This is a genomic window from Colwellia sp. MB3u-41, assembly GCF_014076845.1.
Classification (GTDB): Bacteria; Pseudomonadota; Gammaproteobacteria; order Enterobacterales; family Alteromonadaceae; genus Colwellia_A.
Genome location: NZ_JACGUT010000084.1, coordinates 232,715 through 253,669, shown reverse-complemented (window position 1 = coordinate 253,669; position 20,955 = coordinate 232,715). Strand labels below are relative to the sequence as shown.

Here is a 20,955-nt window from a genome sequence, read left to right as displayed (position 1 = left end):
TCCATTTTAATCGCTACTTTTAGTGGCGATTATTTAGCAGTGAACCTTATTTACTAACTTCTACTGCACATATTAAACAGATTGAATGACGTTATTTTCATGAGACAATAAGGCGATAAATTCCTGCTGAGGCAAAGGCTTTGACCAAAGATAACCTTGACCAACTTCACAGCCTAATTGGGTGAGCAACTTGGCTGTTTCTGTATCTTCAATACCCTCAGCAATGTTGGTAATATTCAAACTTTTGCTCATTTCTATAATCGCTTTAACGATTTGTAGCTCATTACTTGAATGACGAATATTCATCACAAATGACCGATCAAGTTTAATACTGCTGACATTAAATTTTGTCAAATACCCCAAGTTTGAGTAACCTGTGCCAAAATCATCAATAGAAAATGAGAGACCAAAAGCAGATAACTCGTTAATTTGCTTTTGAATATGATTTATATCTTCCATTAACATAGACTCAGTCAACTCTAGCTCTAAAAAGTGTGCTGATAACTTCGCTTGATGTAAAATACTCATGGTATATGTCACAAGATTACCGCGCTTAAAATCAGCTGCTGATAAATTTACCGCCACGCATAGCTTATTAAAGCCTAGTTCATGCCAATGCTTACAAGCATTAACAGAGTGTTCGATAACCCAGTGAGTAATATCAGAAATCACTCCAACCTGCTCCGCTAAAGGAATAAATACCGTTGGTGGTATAAAGCCATGTTCTGGGCTATTCCAACGAATTAAGGCTTCTGCACCAATAATTTGTCCTGTTGCTAAATCAACTTTTGGTTGAAAATGTAAAACAAATTCGTTATTTACCGTAGCATTTCTTAATGACTTAGTTAGCTGTAATTTTTCTTGCTCTTTAGTGGCCATCACCTGATCAAAGAAACTTAAATTAGCTTTATTGCCTTCATCTTTAGTATGCATTGCAAGGTATGAATTGTGCCTAAGCTCTTCCATAGAACTACCATCAAAAGGCGCTAACGCTATACCTATGATAGGATTAAACACAATATCGAAATGTTCGACATGAAAGGTTTGCGAGCAAACTTGATACATTTTTTCAGCAAACTGGTTGATTCCCCGATGATCAGGTGAGTGCCTTAAAATAACAAATTGATTTTGTTGGAATCGATAAATAACGGTCTTATCATTTGCATAACCTGTCAGTTTATTAGCCAGTAACTTTAATGTTTTATTACAAACGCTATGACTGTAATTCATCTTAATTAAATCTTGATTACTAATATTTAAGGTGATGAAAGCTAAGATATGGCTAGATGATTTTTGTTGCTGTAGTATTTCATCAAGGTCTACTTTACAAACATTTTCATTGGGTAACCGTGTTAACGGGTCATAACCACTTCGTTTTATTAAACGACTGATTGATAATTCAAGTGACGCATTTTTATCTAAAATATTTTTAAACCTTTTTTTTATATCGGCAAAAACATAAAAAACACCAACCGAAAAAAATACTAACATTATAATGTAGCTAAACATTCGATCCCATAAAGGTAGTGTTTCAAAAAGGTGTGCTCCCGCCAATAAGCCTTGATTATGCGCAAAAGCAAAAAAGCACAACGCACTAATAAGGTAGACAAAAAGAGAAATAAAAATCAATTTACCTGATAAGATAGCCGCCAGCATAAGTAAGCAAGGAAAAGCTAATATACTGGTATCAAAAATGCCATTTCCTATCCAGCAAGCGTAGGTAATAAACACCGCCACTGACCACAACACCATGCCTGAAATAACACTGTAAGTATCGGCAGAAGCCCATAAGAAGAAAAGGATGAACATGATAACTGACAAAGACATCGCCAAAGCCAAAGCCGAAAATCGATTAAAAAACAGCTCACTCATCAATAGTAAGACCGCAATGGTAATCAATGCCTTGAGTGTTAATTGAAGTTGAAGGACCTTTGTATACCCTGAGGATAATGTAATCGAAGAGTGCGTCACTTTATTATTGTTTATTTTCATTGACGTTTACTGTCATTTTCTATATTGGCGGGATCATGAGTAAAGGCCAAATGAAGGTCATTGTTAGTCAACTTTTCTTTTTTTACTTGATACATCGCTTTGTCAGCTGATCTAATTAACTCTAATAATTCCACTTGATCATCGGGGTAAAAACTCACCCCCATACTTGCCGTGACAAAAACACTCTGATCGTATTGTGAAAGATAATATGGCTTACTTAATTTAGCCGCTAATTTAGCACATACTTTGATCACTTCTTCCCTCGAAGTATTGGGTAAAATAATGACAAATTCATCCCCTCCCCAACGCGATAATACATCAGCTTTCCTCAAAATTTTAAGAAGTTGGCTTGAAACATGAATTAGTAATTCATCTCCAGAATCATGACCAAAAACATCATTAATGGGTTTAAAGTCATTTAAATCCATCATGATTAAAGCAAAAGGACTATGGCTTTCTGTTAATTGCCTAAGATGTTGCTCTGCCGCCTGGCGATTAAGTAAATGAGTTAAGCCATCATAATTAGCTTTTTGATCAAGCAATGATATTTTATACTTACTTTTAGAAATATCATGTAAAGTTATTTGATAGCTCTCTAGAAAATCATCAGTGATCAACCGTGTTACTAGCACCTGTACCCAAATTTTATCATCTTGATACGAGATCAACTCTAGCTCTGCAGCGGCTGACTCGTTATTAGCAAAAGCAATTAATATCTGTTCATGCAGTACTTTTTTCTTAATAAAGAGATCTTCCAAGTATTGGCCATAATTTTTTTTCAAAGATAAATTAAGCTTATCAATTAACTTTTCAAAAGCCTCATTATAGAGCAGTATGTCGCCCTGTGGCGCAACTAACACAATAGCAGAAGTCGCATTTTCAAAGAGCATTCTAAATTTTGACTCAAGTACTTGAACCTCATTTCTAAGACTTTTCTCTCTGAGCATCTGTTGCTCGGCCTTCGCTAATAAGTCATTTACATCATCCGTCAGTTGGCCAATTTCACTTTGTTGATGTGAATGAGGTTTTTTTATTCGCTCGCTAGTGCCAGGTCTTATTAAATGAAGCGCTTTACCAATGTTTAAAATAGGCTGGGTAATAACATAATAAGTCACTAAAATTGAAATAATAGTAATAATTAAAGCCTCAATAGCCACAACAAAGGTATTAGTTGCACTTATTTTATTCGCTTTGGCTGCAAGGTAACTGTCATTGATTTTAACAAACAGCACGCCGACTTTATTATCTTTTTGAAAAGGCGAGAATAAATCAAACGCGACTGAAGCTGTAGACTTTTGATAGTTTTCACTTTCCACGCGTAATGTCTCTGTTTGAATAGCTGCGGCTGTAACAATATCATTACTAATCAATCCATTAACAACTTCCTCAGCAAGGCCTTTATCATTCAAGTAACTAGCAATTGAAGCGGTAGGAGAAACTGTACTATAGAGTTGTTTAATACTTTGCTTACCCAGTTCCTGTTCGTTGACAAACGTAAATCGGGAGAAAAGTTGGGTGGTAATAAGCCCAACAATGACGGCTGTAAAGACAATGACGATTGCCAATCGAATAACTAAACCTGATTTATTCATTTAAAATATAAACAACCTTTAAATCTTTTGTGATGAGTGACTGTGGCACATAACCAATAGCTTGCTTATTAGCGGTGATAAAGGCAATTAAATCGTTTTCATTTGATTTGAACACTGCCATTCGTTTTCTACCGGTAAAACGTAATCTTGACCAATAAGCGTTAACTCGTGACAAGGGCATTCCAACAAGATTTTGATAAAATTCAACTTTAATCTGATGATCACTATTAAGTTCAACGGGTATCGCCTTAATATCATTAGGAAAAGCCACATATTTACCCATAAACAAATCAATAAGTTCTGAGCGAGATAATTGCTCAACTGGATTGTCCTTATTAACCACCACCACCAATGGCTCTTTAGCTGAAACAGGCTCAATAAATAATGCCAGTAAGAGTATGACAAAGACTTGCTTAATATGACTCATCAGAAAACCATGCTCAATGTTAATAGAAAGGTATTAACTCTTTCTTTTGAATTATGCTCACTCGCTTTATTTAACCATAATACACTACCCGTTTCGTCAACTTGTGTGTGGTTCCATTGCAATGAAGATGCAATATCGTTGGTAATATCGCAACGCCAGCCCAAAGAGATAGTTTGCTGATTTGCCGAATAAAAGTTCATTAACATCGTTGTACCTTGAATAAGTTCATTCAAGGCAACTTCATTAACGTTAGGCTCATTAAAAACATAATTTTTGGAATCAGTAAAAGCATAAATACCATAAAATTGATGAGCATTAAGTTGGTATGACAAAGCGGCATAGCCACTGGTTATTTTAGGAATGACATCACTTTTTGAATTGATTTGTGAAACTTCAGCAGAAGCTAACCAATTATGCCACTGGTATTGACCACTTATCGAAAAGTAGCTTACTTTCTCACTCTTAAGTAATAATGACTGAGCAAAGCTTTGTGAATTAGGCCATAAGAAATCAGGGATTTGGCTAATATTTTCAGCTAAATAGATATTAGATAAAGGCTCATTGGCAATATTAACTTGGCTATGTTTTACCTGAACTGTCCAATTAAAATGATCGAAAGAAAAAGAAATCCCCATAATGTCTTCAATTTTGACTTTTTGAACTATCGAGTCCCCAGAAATTTCTGCTTCACTTGAACCGCTGAATAATTTTGTTTTAAAAACACCACCTAAACCTCTTTCACTATAAGTAACATCAATGCCATCGATACTTCGGTAAGGTATAATGCCATAGACTTCATTGGGCGCAGTTGCCCAAATATAAGAAAAATCAACATCACGGTATTCTGTTAATAAAAAAAGATCAGGAGCCGTTCGACCGACTCTTACATTCCAATTTGTATTGACTTCATAGCGAAGGAACGCCAGCGTAGTGTATCTATCTAGTGATGGTTCAACTAAATCTCTCAGTACACCTTGATAAACAGCATCTAAGTTAGGCGAAATAGACCAGTTCGCTTGTAAACCAAGCAATGATTGTTGCTTAAAATCAATATCACCTGAAAAGACCCCTTCATCTGAACTGACATCTTTACGATAACCATAATGGTCAGAATCGGAGAAAACCACCCCTAAAGTTGCAAACCCACTGAATTGTAATTTATCATTTTCTCCATTACTTGCTTGGGCGTATGATACAAAAAAAAATAAAAAAAGAAATAAACCAAGCAGGTTTTTGCATTGCACAGGAAACATATCTAAACAGCCAAATAAGACGTAAGGTCTATAATGTAGGTGAATATCGGGTATTAAGCAATGCACCACCAAAAAAAAAGCAAATAAAAACCAATGAAAACAATAGCTAACAAGCCCCGCTAACTACACCTACATAACATAAGAGCTACACAGTTGTTACAACCTTCAATAAAACCAAGTTAAACGCGATAAAAATATAAAACTATTTCATAGCGTTATCAACATGACTTAATCATACTCGACTGACATCAATTCCTGTCAACCGCCCTGAAAAAACAACACAAGCAACACTACCGTAACGTCTCTTTGAATTAAGAACGTGACACTTTAAAATATATTTATTCACGACGATGCTAGATTTTAATGCAAATAGCTTTTGCTGTAATACATCCTCCTTAGTCATAACTTAGAGGGGCGGCAGTAAAGAGACTTCATTACTCGTATATTCAATGTGTAATAAGTCAAAGGCTGTGCTTTAACTTATTACTTCTATGTTATCTACCACTTGATGAAAAAAATTAAATCCCTTTAAACACATTTGCTTGCCCAGCCCCTTTAACCTAAAATATCGACAAGTTAATTTCTTCCTTCAAATAATAAGGTTTTCCATGGCACAACCATTACCAGATAAATTTATCATGTCGATGAACCGCGTATCAAAAGTGGTTCCACCTAAAAGAACAATACTTAAAGATATTAGTCTTTCATTTTTCCCAGGCGTTAAAATTGGTGTTTTAGGTTTGAACGGCTCAGGTAAGTCAACCTTGCTTCGCATTATGGCAGGTGTGGATAAAGACTTTGAAGGTGAAGCAACGGCTTTAGCGGGCACAAATATTGGTTACTTACCTCAAGAACCTATACTTGACGAAGAAAAAACCGTTCGTGAAATCGTTGAGTCAGCAGTATCTGAAGTTAAAAATGCCCTTGCTCGACTTGACGAAGTTTATAACGAATACGCTGCAGAAGATGCAGACTTCGACGCTTTAGCTAAAGAACAAGGTGAGCTTGAGGATATTATCAACTCTCAAGATGGTCACAATATTGATAACGTACTAGAACGTGCAGCTGACGCATTGCGTTTACCTGCTTGGGACCAAAAAATAGCGGTATTAAGTGGTGGTGAACGCCGTCGTGTTGCTTTATGTCATTTATTATTACAAAAACCTGACATGTTGTTACTTGATGAACCCACTAACCATTTAGATGCTGAATCTGTTGCATGGTTAGAGCGTTTTTTACATGACTACCCTGGCACTGTTGTTGCTATTACCCATGATAGATACTTCCTTGATAATGTAGCTGGCTGGATATTAGAACTAGACAGAGGCTACGGTATTCCATGGGAAGGCAACTACTCTTCATGGTTAGAACAAAAAGATGCGCGTTTAGCACAAGAAAACAAATCAGAAAACGCCTTACAAAAAACCATCAAACAAGAATTAGAATGGGTACGTTCGAACCCTAAAGCACGCCAAGCAAAAAGCAAAGCACGTATGGCACGCTTTGAAGAATTGAACAGTCAAGAGAACCAAAAACGTAATGAAACTAACGAACTTTATATTCCTCCTGGACCACGTTTAGGTGACAAAGTTTTAGACGTTAAGAACTTGACCAAATCGTTTGACGATCGCGTATTAATTGACAACTTAAGCTTTAGCATGCCCAAAGGCGCTATTGTTGGCATCATCGGTGCTAACGGTGCAGGTAAATCTACACTGTTTAAAATGATGTCGGGTGATGAAAAACAAGATTCAGGTTCAATTGAATTGGGTGATACCGTTAAACTGGCGAGTGTTGACCAATTCCGTGACGACATGGATGGCAGTAAAACCGTTTATCAAGAGATTTCTGAAGGCAGTGAAATTATTGAAATTGGGACTTACCAAATTCCAAGCAGAGCTTATGTCAGTCGATTTAACTTTAAAGGTAACGACCAACAGAAATTAATCAAAGACTTATCAGGTGGTGAACGTAACCGTTGTCATTTAGCTAAACTAGTCAAAACCGGTGGTAATTTATTATTGCTCGATGAGCCCACCAACGACTTAGACGTTGAAACCTTACGTGCACTTGAAGAAGCTATTTTAGAGTTTCCTGGCTGTGCTATGGTTATTTCGCATGATCGCTGGTTCCTTGATCGCATCTCAACACATATCTTAGATTACCGTGACGAAGGACAAATTAATTTCTTTGAAGGGAACTTTACAGAGTATGAAGAATGGTTGAAAAAGACCTTAGGGCCAGCCGCTATTGAGCCTCATAGAATTAAATATAAAAAAATAGGGTAATATCCCCCCCGAAAGCAATTTATCAAAAAAATATCTATTAGTTATTAAATAGTTATAGGCACTTTATTTATGTGAATATATAAAAATTCACATGAATAAAGTGCCTTTTTTACAAAAGGGAGCTATGCTGAAGTTACCAATTAACTATTTGAACTTAAGCAATGGAAAATAGACGTCAATTCACACGAATTTTGTTTTCAATCAATGCGATATTAGAGGTTGAACAGCAAAATTATCCCGTTACTATCCACGACATTTCACTTAATGGCGCATTAGTCACTGTACCTAAGATTGAAAGCTCATTAAAAGGCAAATTGGGCTTGTTACATTTTGACTTAACAAATGGTGAATCAATTGTTCAAATGCATATTGCCGTAGTGCACGAGGTCCGTGATAAAACAGGCTTGCAGTGCGAGGTTGGCTTGCAGTGTAATGCCATTGACATTGACAGCGTTACGCACTTAAGAAGGTTAGTTGAATTAAACCTAGGTGATGAAAGCCAACTTCACAAAGAGCTTTCACAATTATCACGTTTAGTTTAATACTATATAAAATCAGCTTTTTATAGAGGCACATCATGAACCATTTAGTTATTTCATTTATGACCAAAGATCGCCCTGGTTTAGTAGAAACTTTATCAAAAGTGGTGAAGCAACACCAAGGTAACTGGCAAAATAGTAGTTTACATCACTTATCAGGCTTCTTTACGGGTGTACTAGAGATTACAGTAGAGCGAGCTCAATCTGCAGCGTTAACCCGTGATTTAAAAGCATTGCCTGGCTTTACCATAAACATTGAACAAGCTACTCCAGAAAAAGCCAACAATGCCGCTAACATTGTTTTAGAACTTACAGCGAACGACAGAGAAGGTATTGTAGAAGAGATATCGGCTGTTATTCATCATCAAGGGGGTAATATGTTAAAACTGGTTAGCGTACAAGACAATGCCCCCCATACAGGACAAGCACTTTTTAAAGCGAAAATAACCTTATCTGTTGATAATGAACAAACAAACAGCTTAATAGGTGCATTAGAGGACTTGGCTGACGATTTAATGGTTGATATTTCTCGTTAGTCATAAGGCTATCACCTAACCCTTACGGTTTTATTAGCCTGCTTCCACCAGTCTTTATTGGCATAATAAAACCGACATATTTTTACCTATACTTGTTTTAACAGTAATATCAATTACGTTTGAGTAAACAAGATGAATAATCCTCTTACCTTTTTTGACAAAGAACTTAGCTGGCTTACCTTCAACGAACGTGTGCTACAAGAAGCGGCTGATGAAACAGTTCCTCTTATTGAGCGTATTCGTTTTTTAGGTATTTATTCAGCAAATTTAGATGAGTTTTTTCGTGTTCGTATTGCGGGTATTCGTCGAAGTGCTATTTTAGAAGTTGCTCAAAACAACGGACAAAAAACCAATACACTGTTACATCAGCAAATTAGCGATAAAGTCAATGCCTCTACCGAAGAGTTTAAACGTGTTGCCGAGCGCCTTTTTTCACAACTTACCGATAAGAATATAGAAATTCTTTTTAACGACAATCAATCAAATAATATTGAGAGCAAACTTAATGTTGACCAAAAATCATGGCTAGAGCAGTATTTTGATAACCGAATTATTCGTCATATTACCCCTATTGTTATCCACTCAAAAACACATTTAACTCACTGTATTGACGATGACGGTATTTATTTTTTAGTCGCCTTAAATTGCGAAAATAAATTACAGGCACAACGTACACAGTTTGCATTGGTAGAGATCCCTCGCGAAGAAGTTCAGCGTTTTATTCTTATCCCAGAAAAGCTCTCTAGCGAAAATCGGCCCAGTAAAAGTCAATACATAATGCTACTTGATGATATTGTACATTTCTTTATTGAAAAGCTTTTTAAAGGGGTATTTCACTACGATAGATTAGAAGCCTATTCTATAAAGCTCACCCGTGATGCTGAATATAATTTAATTGACGACCTTGATGAAAGCTTACTTGACCAAATGTCTAAGGGGTTAAAACAACGGTTAAAAGCTGATGTGGTACGCTTAGTTTACGACCATAACATGCCACAATATATGGTCACATTTTTACGTAAAGCACTTAAAATAAAAGAACTTGATAATTTGGTACCCGGCATTCGTTATCGTCATTTTAAAGACTTTATAAAGTTTCCTAATATAGGAAATAAAAATCTCGAAAAATCAGAATTACCGCCACTAGCCTCCAGTCGTTTTATGGCCTTTGATTCTGTTTTTGATGCAATACATCAGCACGATATCTTATTGTATTACCCTTATCATAAATTTAAACATTTCACCGAGTTTGTCAGACAAGCCTCTTATGATCCGTTAGTTAAAAGCATTAAAATTAACGTTTATCGTGTTGCAAAAAATTCACGTATCATCCACTCGTTAATTGAAGCGGTAAAAAATGGTAAAAAGGTTACTGTTGTTATTGAGCTTCGAGCAAGATTTGACGAGCAAGCAAATATTGAATGGGCAAAAGTAATGAAAGACGCGGGCATTCATGTGGAATTTGGTATTGAAACACTTAAAATTCACGCAAAGCTTTGCTTAATTACTCGAATTGAAGATGAACAAACGGTGAAATATGCACACATTGGTACAGGCAACTTCCATGAGAATAACGCACGCGTTTATACTGACTTTTCACTCTTTACAAAACATAAAGAAATTTGCCAAGAAGTAAATAATGTATTTTCTTTTATTTCACATAGTTATAAACGCTTTCGATTTAATCATTTAATTGTTTCACCGTTAACAGCAAGACGTCGCTTATATCAACTTATTGATCATGAAATTCAGGTTGCAGAGCAAGGTGATAAAGCGGAGATAATTTTAAAGCTCAATAATCTAGTTGATAAAGGCTTAATCACCAAATTGTATTCGGCCAGCAACGCTAAAGTCAATATTCGTTTAATTATACGTGGTATGTGCTCACTTATTCCTGGTGTGAAAGGGATGAGTGAAAAAATAAAAGTCATTTCTATTATCGATCAATATTTAGAACATCCTAGAGTAATGGTGTTTCATAATGAGGGAAATAAGCAAGTATTTATCACTTCTGCAGATTGGATGGAAAGAAATTTAGATCACCGAGTAGAAGTGGCTTGCCCTATATATGATGAAGAGTTAAAAACACGAATATTACATACCATTGAGCTACATTTTAAAGATAATACCAAAGCGAGAATAATTGATCGTCAGCAGAAAAATCACTATGTTAGCCACAATAATAATGAGCGTGTTCGTTCACAAGTAGCTATCTATGATTATTTGCAAGAACAGGAGTTTATAGACCAGCAATGGTTAATAAAAACCCTAGCAAATATAAAAAGTGTGTCTACAATGGCGAGTAAAACTGTAAAAAATCATGAGTAAATGATGCCAAAACCTCCAACAATCGCTAATGAACAGAACATAACATAACACAAGATTACTTTGCAGCACTCGATATTGGTTCAAATAGTTTTCACTTTGTACTCGCCAGAAAGTAGGTGAACATTTGCAAATTTTACATTCGGAAAAATACCGTGTAAAACTTGCTCAGGGATGAGATAAAGATAATAACTTAAGCGCTGAAGCTATTTACCGGGGCGTAAAAACCCTTGGTAACATAGCCAGTTTTGCTGTCCATATTCATAAAGAAAATTTTCGTATTGTCGCGACTCATAGCCTGCGAAAGCAAAAATATCGAAACGTGCATACAAGAGGCAGCAAAAGTTTTCCCTTACGATATTGAAATCATTTTAGGGTATGAAGAAGCCCGTTTAATCTACCAAGGAGTTGCGCATCATAGTGAAAACCTTGGACAACAACTCATTATTGATATTGGTGGTGGCAGTACCAAGTGCATTATTGGTAAACAACAAGAAATAATGACTTTAGCCAGTTTAAATATTGGTTGTGTTAGCTATACGCAAAGCTACCTTGCCGATAGGTTAATCAGTGAAAAAGGCTTTAAAAAAGCAATTCGTGCCGCTAAGCATGAAATAGATTCTGTTATCAAGCGGTTTAAAAACGTGAGTTGGCAAAGCGCTATTGGCACTTCTGGTACATTCAAATATATATATAAAGTACTTAACAATGAAGAAAAATTGCCACAACCATTCACATTAAAACAGCTGTATACGTTAAAAAAAACTATTAAAATACCGCCATTACCATGAGTTAAATATTGATGGCTTAAAAGAAGACCGACAAGAACTGATTTGTTCAAGTGTTGCCATTGCACTCATGGAGTGTTTGGAGATTAACGCACTTGATTATTGTCAATATGCACTTCGTGAGGCGTTTTATATAAACAACTTGAAAACCTGACGCCAGACCATATAAACAATAATACCCGTCAATGCAGTGTAAATAACTTAGCAATTCGTTTTAATGTTAACCAAATACAAGTCAGTATCATTCAGAAAGTATTAAAAATATGGTTGACACAAGTTGAAAAGAAATGGGCTGTATCTTCACCCGTTTACACTGAATTATTAATGTTTGCTGTGCAACTACATGAATTAGGGATTGACATTAATCCTTCAGGTTATCAAAAGCATGGACAATATATTCTCACCCATGGCGATTTAGTTGGATTTAACCAAGAGCAGCACGCACTTGCCTGGCTGGTAGGAAATCAACGAAAAAAAATCCCACCACCTCACTCAGTACCAGTGGTATTTATTAAACCCTGAGAGTTTAAAGCAAATTTGCAGCTTATTGCGACGAGCAACTTTATTATGTCAGCAGCGCCAGGATGATAGGTTTTGTCCTGTTGCTAGCAGTAACGCTTCTGGCCAGAGCTTAACATTACAGATTGATCAGCATTGGCTTCTTAATCGCCCGATTGTAGATACTGAGTTGTTTTATGAGCAAGCAGCCATAGTAACGCTTGGTATTAATTTAGAAACCTCTATTGATGATAACGCTGCTGCTGATTTTTAGCATTATCTTCAATATCACTTTTAATCGGTATATCTTGTCTTTTTATTGACAATATCGATAAAGTTAAATCTCAATAATTTTCATTATGTTACCCAACTTTCTTTATCCAATAAAAAATCCTTTCTATAGTTTTATTACAGAAAGGGTTTAGCTTTTCATTCGTGTAGCGATAAATTTACTAATAAGCGCCTGCTTAAGATACTCAACTATTGCTTGTGTTTATAGTTGTACTCGCTCGTTAATATAAACAAAAAAAGGCCTGATATGAATCAGACCTTTTGAAAGATAAACTTAGGTCGATTGATTAAAGCTTGATACCTAGTTTTTTCAATTCTTTTTGAACAACCGAATTAGGTAGTGGAATATAACCATCTTTTTCTACAATCTTTTGACCTGACTGAGAAAGTACCATTGTTAAAAACTCAGCATCCATTGGCGCTAATGGCTTGTTAGGGTGCTTGTTTACGTAAACGTATAAAAAACGAGATAATGGGTATTTTTTCGATATGGCATTCTCCATATTAGCTTCAACATAGTTGTCACCTTTTTTAGACAAAGCTAAAGCACGAACACCTGAAGTTGTATAACCGATACCAGAATATCCAATACCATTTAGTGAAGAGGATACTGATTGAACGACTGAAGCTGAGCCTGGTTGTTCATTAACCGTGTTTTTAAAATCACCTTTACAAAGGGCTTTCTTTTTAAAGTAACCGTAAGTACCAGAAACTGAGTTACGACCATAAAGTTGAATGTCTTTTGCTTCCCAGTCACCTGTTAAACCTAAGTCGCCCCAACGGTCTGCATCTTTATCAGCACCACATTTGCGGTTATTTGAAAAAATAGCATCAACTTGATCAATACGTAATCCTTTAATAGGGTTATCTTTATGAACAAATACCGCTAATGCGTCAATAGCAACACGAACAGCCATTGGTTTATAGCCGTAACGTTTTTCAAATGATTCTATTTCACGCGACTTCATCTTACGGCTCATAGGGCCTAAATTTGAAGTGGCTTCTGTTAATGCTGGTGGCGCAGTAGATGAACCAGCGGCTTGAATTTGTATATTCACATTTGGGTAAGTGCGTTTAAACTCTTCAGCCCAGAATGTCATCATGTTTGCTAAGGTATCTGAACCCACTGAAGATAAGTTACCTGAAATACCACTAACTTTTTTATATTCAGGTAAATCTTTATCCATTGCTATTGATGAGAAACTCACCAAGCTTGCTAAACCTATAGCGCCTAAAGCACGTTTAAAACCCATGTTATTCTCCACTAAGAGTGTTGTCCCAAATAAATTATTATTTATTTGGGTCTAATTAATTATGAACACTATATAAACCTTATGTGACAATTATATTTAAGGTTTGTGACACTTATATGACATGCATAAATATATAAGCCTATTTTCCCTAATATTCGCCGACATAAATAAATGAAAACTATTCGTTACATTCCAATAATGTTTTTATAACAATAGAGTCTTCTATAGTAATCACATTTTTATTAATCACATTATTATCGACTATGCCTATGTTTTAATTTGGAGCTACCTATCAAACTCCGTTATCGAAAAATAAGCCTTTTTGTAAATAACTAAGGTATGCTAAATAAAAATATTAAACTAATAATATTATCCAAGATGTAGAAAAACTCTAATGAGATTGGATCGGTGCTATAAGTTATAAGAGGGATTGCGGAATAAACTAATTTACTTGCGCTTTAAAGTCTATGAACGTCAGTGAACACCACCTTTTAGGGACGCTTATCAATGAAAGAATAAAGTTCTCTAACATTTTATTCTTTCATTAAATAAGTATAAAAAAATGACCTTATTTTTTATCTAATACTTCAAAATAAATAATAAATTCACTGCCCTCACCCCACTGACTTTCAATCGCTAATTCAGCGTTATGGTGGTGTAATACATGCTTAACAATTGATAAGCCAAGGCCTGAACCTCCAGTGTCACGAGAACGAGACTTATCTACTCTAAAGAATCGCTCGGTAATACGGTTAACATGCTCAGGACGAATACCTGGCCCATTATCTTTAACAGAAAACTTACCTTTATTACCACTGCGTTGCCATGAGATATGAACATCTCCATAAGCATCTGTATAAGCGATGGCATTAGAAATTAAATTCACACACGCGCTTTTCAATTCAGTGTCAATACCTTCAATCCATAGATCGTTAGCGATATCAGCTGTGATTTTATGTTGCTTTTCTTGATTAAGCCAAGTTGCGTCATCGACCAAGGTTTTAATTAACTTAGGCATATCGACAAGTTGCTTTTTTTCTTCATCCGCATGGTTTTCTATGCGTGAGAGCACCAATAACTGTTCGACTAAGCGGTCCATACGTGAAACTTGTGTTTCTATCGTGCCAAAAGCTTTGTGCCAATGAGGTTCAAGCGCATGCTCAGTAGTAAGTATCATTTCTACATAACCGCGTACAACCGTAAGCGGGGTTTTAAGTTCATGAGAAACATTAGCAACAAAGTCGCGACGCATTTCTTCTAATCTTTTAATCTTACTGACATCTCGAGCAAGAAAAAGCACCTGATCACTACCATAAGCCATTAAACGTAATTCTAACTGTAAATCGTTATTCATGGGAGAAATAATATGACAAGGCTGCTCAAAATTACCGACTTCTAGGTACTTAGTAAACTCAGGAAAACGAATTAGGTTATCAATACGCTGTCCAACATCACTGGGCCAACGAATGCCTAGAATGCGCTGAGCTTTTTTATTGCCCCACAAAATGGTGAGTTCATCAGACAGTACCAATGCTGCATCAGGCAATGCTTCAGCGCCATCTCTGAACTTTCTAAGACGTTCATTTAGCTGTTTTTGCTTATGGCGATGTTGCCTAATTTGTCGATATAAACCATCATATATTTTACCCCAAACACCTTGAGACTGAGGTGGAGAGAGTGTTTTACTACGCCACAACCATTTTAGAAGTTTAAGTAGATGATGGTAGTGCCAGCATAAAATGGCAAAAGTACTAATAAAAAGTACTAAGAGAGTCTGGCCAATTAAAAAACCAAATAACGCGCTTACTGACAAGATAGTCAATAAACGCGTGATGATACTTTTGACGGATAAACGAAAATACATAGTGAGTCGTTTTTACCTATGACAAATAATAACAGTACGAAAACTCAATTTAATATTAAGCACTCGTTTTGAGTTTTCCTGAAAATCGGTAGCCAGAGCCTCGCACGGTTTGAATAAAATCTTCATGCCCTTCGCCAGTAATTGCTTTACGCAAACGTCTAATATGAACATCTACGGTACGGTCTTCAACATAAACGTTAGTGCCCCAAACATTATCAAGTAATTGTTCACGGCTATAAACACGTTCGGTATGTGTCATAAAAAAGTGCAATAAACGAAACTCTGTTGGCCCTAAATCGAGTGATCTGTCATTAATTGAAACGCGATGAGCGATGGGGTCAAGTTTCATACCATGAAATTCAATGGCTTCTTCGAGCGCCGTAGGAGAAACTCTGCGAATAACGGCTTTGATACGCGCTATAAGCTCTTTCGGCGAAAATGGCTTAGTGACATAGTCATCAACGCCGGCATCAAAACCTTTAACTTTGTCATCTTCATCAGCACGAGCCGTCAACATGATAATAGGAATAGAGCGTGTATATTCATTCTGTTTCAATGATTTTGCTAATTTAACGCCTGTACCTCCTGGTAACATCCAATCGAGTAAAATCAGATCGGGGTATGGCTCAACAATCTTCGCTTTAGCCTGTTCATAATCTTCAGCTTCAATAGCATTAAAACCATTTTGTTCTAATACAAAAGTAATCATTTCCCTGATCGGTGCTTCATCTTCAACAACCAATATTTGTCTATTCATGTTAACTTCCCGTTATCTGTACACACTTTACTTATTGACCATTGTGATAACTTTTTATGACATTTATATTACACACATCAAGTTTAATCCATTTATCTTCGCGCAAAAAGCCCAGCCATAAAAAAAGCGACTAAAAGTCGCTTATTTTTACAATAATTATACTGAGGTTAATTAAAATTTGTATTCTAAACCTACCGCTAGGTAATCTTCATCTGCTGCGCTGTCCATGTCAAACGTAGTATAAAAAGCGAATAGTTTTGTGCTTTTCGCTAAAGCGTAATCAGCACCAAGTGTCATACCTGAACGGTCATCGCCACCATCATACTCAGCGGTCTGCAGCTGTGCTTTAACGGTAACTTTATCAAAACCATATTTTGCTGAGAATAAGAAACCGTCGACTTCACTGCCATTGGATACTTTTTCTTGCGTATGGGCAATAGCACCTAACGTAAAACCCGCTAGTTTGCCCTGTACAGTAAAACGCTTTGTATCATAACCTTTAACTTCAGAATCAATTGCTATAGCAGCATAAAAGGTAGATTTTTTAAGCCCACTATCACCATAAAAGAGAGCAATTGACGTACCATCTTCAGTATCAATGGCATCTTCTGCAATATAAGTCACCCCTAATTGTAAACCATTAACCTTAGGTGATTTATAGGTAATAGTATCACTCATACGATTTTCACCTTTCCAAAGGGTCTTAATATCGCCATTTAAATCACTGAATAAATCGACCTTTCCTTGTGACTGCTTTAATACCGTATCATTTATGCCTAACAATACTTCGCCAAAGTTACCTTTTAAGCCAATATATTGATTACGGTCAGTAATACTCTTGCCTTTTTCACTATCACCATCGAGGTCAACTTGAAACTCAGCTTTAAAAATCACTTCTAAATCATTACCTAAATCATGTCCACCTTTAAGACCGATACGTGAAGCGTTACTTTTAACTTCGGTGTAAAAACCCTCTCCATCGTCTGATGATTGAACCGTTAGGTTTGCTTTACCATAAATATTTACATCACCAGCAAATGCCGATACAGAAAACATTGATAATAATGCTGTAGCAATAACGCTGTAAGAAAGTTTCATAGGTATACCTTATGTATGTCAGAATTTTTATGTTTAAAACGATTAAATCAACTCATTATTTGACGTATATTCTGCCCAATCTTTATGACACTTTTGTGACATTATGAATCTTTTTTTAAAAGTTTATGACATTTTGATAAGTTTAGCTTTTTTTGCTTATAAATGTTCAACCTTTATGACTTAACTTAAAGCAGTATTTACCCTACTAAAATAGGATAAAACAGTCTTTATTGAATAAAAATCATTTATATAGCAAAAAAGACTTTTAACCTACCGTAAAATGTCTAAAATCAGTGTTAGTTGTCATAAAAAAGAAAGTTGAAATGAAGGTAAAAAGCATATCTCGAAAACTATTAACACGAGTGCTATCGGTTTATTTTATTTTAACCTTTATTGTTACCTGTGTTCAAATTGGTGCTGAATACATTAACACTAAGAGTCACATTAACAGTGAACTGCTTACCCTAGAACAAACATTCAGTGGTAGTTTAACCCGTGCTGTTTGGGAGTTGAATACTCAACAAGCTATCGATATTGCTGAAGGATTAGTTGCTATCCCAATGATTAAGGGGATAACAGTCACTGATGAAAATGACCAAGTTATTGCTCAACTGGGTGAGTTTTCTAACAATGATTCTTTTAATCAACCAGAAAAAATAGCATTAAATAGTGAATATTTTACCATTGACTCGCTTTCAGGAGGCTTATTCGGTCATTCTTTCCCACTTATTTTTGAATTCTCTGGTCGAACAACAAAAGTGGGTACCGTCATTCTATTGTCAAGTGACACTGTTATTTTTGAGCGTATTGAAGTGGGTATATATTTTTTGATTGGTAATGCGATGGTAAAGACTGCAGCATTAGTTATTTTATTTTCACTCGCCTTCTCTCATTTATTAACCAACCCACTGAATGAACTTACCGAACAAATTAATCATTTTGATATCGATGATCCAGAAGCATCAAAACTTCACACAATGAATTATGAAAATAATGAGCTGAATATTTTGCAAAATGCTTATAACAACTTGCTTGATGAACTCGTTCAGCACCAAATACGGCTAAGTGTAGCAAAACAAGAAATTCTAGCGGCCAACCACAAGCTTGACGATCAAAACTTAATACTAGAACAAGAAGTCGCTAAAAAAACATCATCATTGAGTACCACTATGCTCGAGATGAACAAACAACAACGTGAACTTATTGAGCAGCAAAAACGGTTAACCGCTGAAAATATGCGACGAAGTCAAACAGAGGAAACGTTAACAAAAACGAACAAAGAATTAAAAAGATCTATAGAAGAGCTAAAAAAAGCGCAAGAGCGCTTAATTGATGCAGAAAAAATGGCAATATTAGGTAAATTATCGGCTGAAATTTCACACGAAATTAATACCCCTATCGGTGTAAGCATTACTTCAACAAGTTATTTAGCTGATTTATTAGATTCTCTGCAAAATGATATCGAAAATCAGAAGTTGACCAAACGATCTCTAGATGACTTTACAAATAATGCAGATCAAAGCTTACACTTATTAATGAACAACCTTAACCGTGCCTCTGATTTGATCACGAGCTATAAGCAAGTTGCGGTAGATCAAACGAGCGACAAAACACGAAAAATTAATTTCGCCCAATACCTGCATGAAATTATTCAGTCTTTGCAGCCTAAATTAAAAAAAACCAAACATGTGATTAAAGTCGATTGTGCTGACAATATTGATATTTACTGCCACGCTGGTGCAATTTCACAAATTTTTACTAATCTGATCATTAATTCTATTCTTCATGGTTTTGATGGTATAGAGAGTGGCATAATTACTATCAGCGCACAGCTGAAAGGTGAACGCTTACATTTACACTACCAAGATAATGGCGTAGGTGTTCCCAAAAATAAATTACCACAAATCTTTGACCCTTTTTATACTACTAAAGCAGGGAATGGTGGCACAGGTTTAGGTACTCATATTATTAATGAACTAGTCACCGACACGTTAAATGGCACAATAGTCGCAACGTCTAACACAGGACAAGGTCTTAGCTATGATATTGAATTTAATGATATGCGTTAAAGTAGCTTTCATATAAATATCTTAAATTTAAGACTGTACTAATGTTACCTATTAAAAATATTTGTTGAACCACTGAAAGCTTCATCACGAACTCAGAGCAAGTAAGATCATTTAACCTAGCCATTGATTTTATAATGTCATGAGTTTGAAAATGCGCTTATCGAGGTTAAAATCAAAAGGTCTAGATAAAAGTTGTTCATGTGGGCAACTCAGTAGAAGTTTCACCGCATAACCACTCTATCCTATCAATGCCTTATCTATAAGCCTCTTAATTCCCACGAGTATGAGTGCTTATAACTCATATTTAAGTTACTATATTGCTCTTTTAAAATTTATCAGCCGGCACACTTCGTGTTCCAACGGCGCAGGAAGCTTCTATGTGGTTCAAAAACCTATATTTTTTCACATTTACTCGCCCTTTTGAATTATCAGAAGATCAATTAGAAAAACACTTAGCTGAACATTTATTCACGCCTTGTGGGTCAACAGAGCAGTCACACTTTGGTTGGGTAAACGCTTTAGGTAAGCATGGACATTCAACGGTTCATTCAGCTAATGGCAACCTTTTAGTTTGCGCAAGAAAAGAAGAAAAAATACTTCCAGCGCCTGTTGTTAAAGATATGATTGAGGCAAAAGTTGCTCAACTTGAGGTTGAACAAGCGCGTAGTGCAACCAAAAAAGAAAGAGAACAGTTTAAAGAAGATATCATCTTTGAATTACTGCCACGTGCATTTTCTCGTGTCACCGACACGCATGCTTATATTAATGCCGAGCATAACCTGATTGTTGTAAATTCAGGGAGTCGTGGTAAAGCTGAAGATTTATTAGCACTTTTACGCAAAGTTATTGGTACGTTACCGGTTACCAGTGTTTCGCCAGAAAAAGCGCCTGATGAATTAATGACAGACTGGCTAAACGAGAAAAATATTGGCGACAACTTTACTTTAGGTATGGAAGCAGAGTTTCATGCCTTAGGTGATGATGGCGCAGTGGTTCGTGTTAAAAATCAAGATCTTGATAGTGACGAAATTAAAACTCACTTAGACGCTGATAAATATGTTGTAAAATTAGCACTTGAATGGGATGAAGCCATGTCGTTTATTCTTTGTGACGATTTAGCCATTAAACGTTTAAAGTTCTTTGATGTCCTTCAAGAACAAAATGACGATATTGATAGTGATGACGTTATAGCAAAACTTGATGCTGACTTTGCTTTAATGGCTGGAGAAATTAATCGTTTGATTAATGACTTACTGGCTGAATTCAATGTTAAAGCGACAGATTACTTAGAGAGCTAATACGCTTTAGGTTACTGATGTATTTAAAGAAAAAAGCAGCTAATATAGCTGCTTTTTCATTGATTCGCTTTATTACTTCAGTATTAA

The 20,955-nt window shown here is 35.9% G+C and carries 16 protein-coding genes and 1 pseudogene; 9 read left to right on the top strand and 8 right to left on the bottom strand.

Annotation, left to right across the window (positions count from 1 at the left end):
* Positions 1 to 72: 72 nt before the first annotated feature.
* Genes H4J73_RS17785 through H4J73_RS17770 form a run of 4 tightly spaced genes read right to left on the bottom strand, consistent with a single transcriptional unit; the run spans position 73 to position 5,264 of the window.
* Positions 73 to 1,992, bottom strand: a complete 1,920-nt coding sequence (locus H4J73_RS17785; RefSeq protein ID WP_182181826.1) for a bifunctional diguanylate cyclase/phosphodiesterase — start codon at positions 1,990 to 1,992, stop codon at positions 73 to 75.
* Positions 1,989 to 3,584, bottom strand: coding sequence for a diguanylate cyclase domain-containing protein (locus H4J73_RS17780; RefSeq protein ID WP_182181825.1), 1,596 nt, complete (start codon positions 3,582 to 3,584; stop codon positions 1,989 to 1,991). Before H4J73_RS17780 ends, H4J73_RS17785 begins: the two co-directional genes overlap by 4 nt.
* Positions 3,577 to 4,011 carry a hypothetical protein gene (locus tag H4J73_RS17775; protein ID WP_259366508.1) on the bottom strand — a complete coding sequence of 145 codons (435 nt, stop codon included), beginning with the start codon at positions 4,009 to 4,011 and terminating at the stop codon, positions 3,577 to 3,579. Before H4J73_RS17775 ends, H4J73_RS17780 begins: the two co-directional genes overlap by 8 nt.
* Positions 4,011 to 5,264, bottom strand: a complete 1,254-nt coding sequence (locus H4J73_RS17770) for a hypothetical protein (protein ID WP_182181824.1) — start codon at positions 5,262 to 5,264, stop codon at positions 4,011 to 4,013. Before H4J73_RS17770 ends, H4J73_RS17775 begins: the two co-directional genes overlap by 1 nt.
* Before the next feature lie 608 nt (positions 5,265 to 5,872).
* Between H4J73_RS17770 and ettA the strand changes: the two genes are divergently transcribed.
* The 7 genes and pseudogenes from ettA (at position 5,873) to H4J73_RS17730 (ending at position 12,512) form a co-directional block, all read left to right on the top strand.
* On the top strand, positions 5,873 to 7,552 hold the full coding sequence (ettA, locus tag H4J73_RS17765) for an energy-dependent translational throttle protein EttA (RefSeq protein ID WP_182181823.1): 1,680 nt from the start codon (positions 5,873 to 5,875) through the stop codon (positions 7,550 to 7,552).
* Between the two features lie 161 nt (positions 7,553 to 7,713).
* A complete protein-coding gene (locus H4J73_RS17760) occupies positions 7,714 to 8,094 on the top strand; it encodes a PilZ domain-containing protein (protein WP_182181822.1) in 381 nt (126 codons plus the stop codon).
* 35 nt (positions 8,095 to 8,129) lie between these two features.
* Entirely contained in the window at positions 8,130 to 8,627 is a 498-nt protein-coding gene (locus tag H4J73_RS17755) for a glycine cleavage system protein R (protein WP_182181821.1), read from the top strand.
* Between the two features lie 132 nt (positions 8,628 to 8,759).
* Positions 8,760 to 10,955 carry a polyphosphate kinase 1 gene (gene ppk1 / locus H4J73_RS17750; RefSeq protein ID WP_182181820.1) on the top strand — a complete coding sequence of 732 codons (2,196 nt, stop codon included), beginning with the start codon at positions 8,760 to 8,762 and terminating at the stop codon, positions 10,953 to 10,955.
* Positions 10,956 to 11,200: 245 nt separating this feature from the next.
* Positions 11,201 to 11,894: pseudogene (locus H4J73_RS17745) on the top strand (hypothetical protein).
* Entirely contained in the window at positions 11,891 to 12,262 is a 372-nt protein-coding gene (locus H4J73_RS17735) for a hypothetical protein (protein ID WP_339379421.1), read from the top strand. The pseudogene H4J73_RS17745 and the gene H4J73_RS17735 overlap by 4 nt, the downstream one beginning before the upstream one ends.
* Positions 12,263 to 12,287: 25 nt before the next feature.
* Complete coding sequence (locus H4J73_RS17730; protein ID WP_182181817.1) at positions 12,288 to 12,512, top strand: hypothetical protein; 225 nt, start codon at positions 12,288 to 12,290, stop codon at positions 12,510 to 12,512.
* Positions 12,513 to 12,816: 304 nt separating this feature from the next.
* Here H4J73_RS17730 and H4J73_RS17725 read toward each other — a convergent pair whose 3' ends face one another.
* The 4 genes from H4J73_RS17725 to H4J73_RS17710 form a co-directional block, all read right to left on the bottom strand.
* Complete coding sequence (locus H4J73_RS17725; protein ID WP_182223312.1) at positions 12,817 to 13,782, bottom strand: PstS family phosphate ABC transporter substrate-binding protein; 966 nt, start codon at positions 13,780 to 13,782, stop codon at positions 12,817 to 12,819.
* A gap of 568 nt (positions 13,783 to 14,350) precedes the next feature.
* The gene (phoR, locus tag H4J73_RS17720) at positions 14,351 to 15,646 is read right to left on the bottom strand and encodes a phosphate regulon sensor histidine kinase PhoR (protein WP_182223311.1); all 1,296 of its coding nucleotides are present in this window, start codon (positions 15,644 to 15,646) and stop codon (positions 14,351 to 14,353) included.
* Positions 15,647 to 15,701: 55 nt separating this feature from the next.
* The gene (phoB, locus tag H4J73_RS17715) at positions 15,702 to 16,403 is read right to left on the bottom strand and encodes a phosphate regulon transcriptional regulator PhoB (RefSeq protein ID WP_182181813.1); all 702 of its coding nucleotides are present in this window, start codon (positions 16,401 to 16,403) and stop codon (positions 15,702 to 15,704) included.
* Between the two features lie 171 nt (positions 16,404 to 16,574).
* On the bottom strand, positions 16,575 to 17,501 hold the full coding sequence (locus tag H4J73_RS17710) for a porin (protein WP_182181812.1): 927 nt from the start codon (positions 17,499 to 17,501) through the stop codon (positions 16,575 to 16,577).
* Positions 17,502 to 17,824: 323 nt separating this feature from the next.
* Between H4J73_RS17710 and H4J73_RS17705 the strand changes: the two genes are divergently transcribed.
* Both H4J73_RS17705 and rdgC read left to right on the top strand, forming a co-directional pair.
* The gene (locus H4J73_RS17705) at positions 17,825 to 19,570 is read left to right on the top strand and encodes a HAMP domain-containing sensor histidine kinase (RefSeq protein WP_182181811.1); all 1,746 of its coding nucleotides are present in this window, start codon (positions 17,825 to 17,827) and stop codon (positions 19,568 to 19,570) included.
* Positions 19,571 to 19,947: 377 nt separating this feature from the next.
* Positions 19,948 to 20,868 carry a recombination-associated protein RdgC gene (gene rdgC / locus H4J73_RS17700; RefSeq protein ID WP_182181810.1) on the top strand — a complete coding sequence of 307 codons (921 nt, stop codon included), beginning with the start codon at positions 19,948 to 19,950 and terminating at the stop codon, positions 20,866 to 20,868.
* Positions 20,869 to 20,955 lie beyond the last annotated feature (87 nt).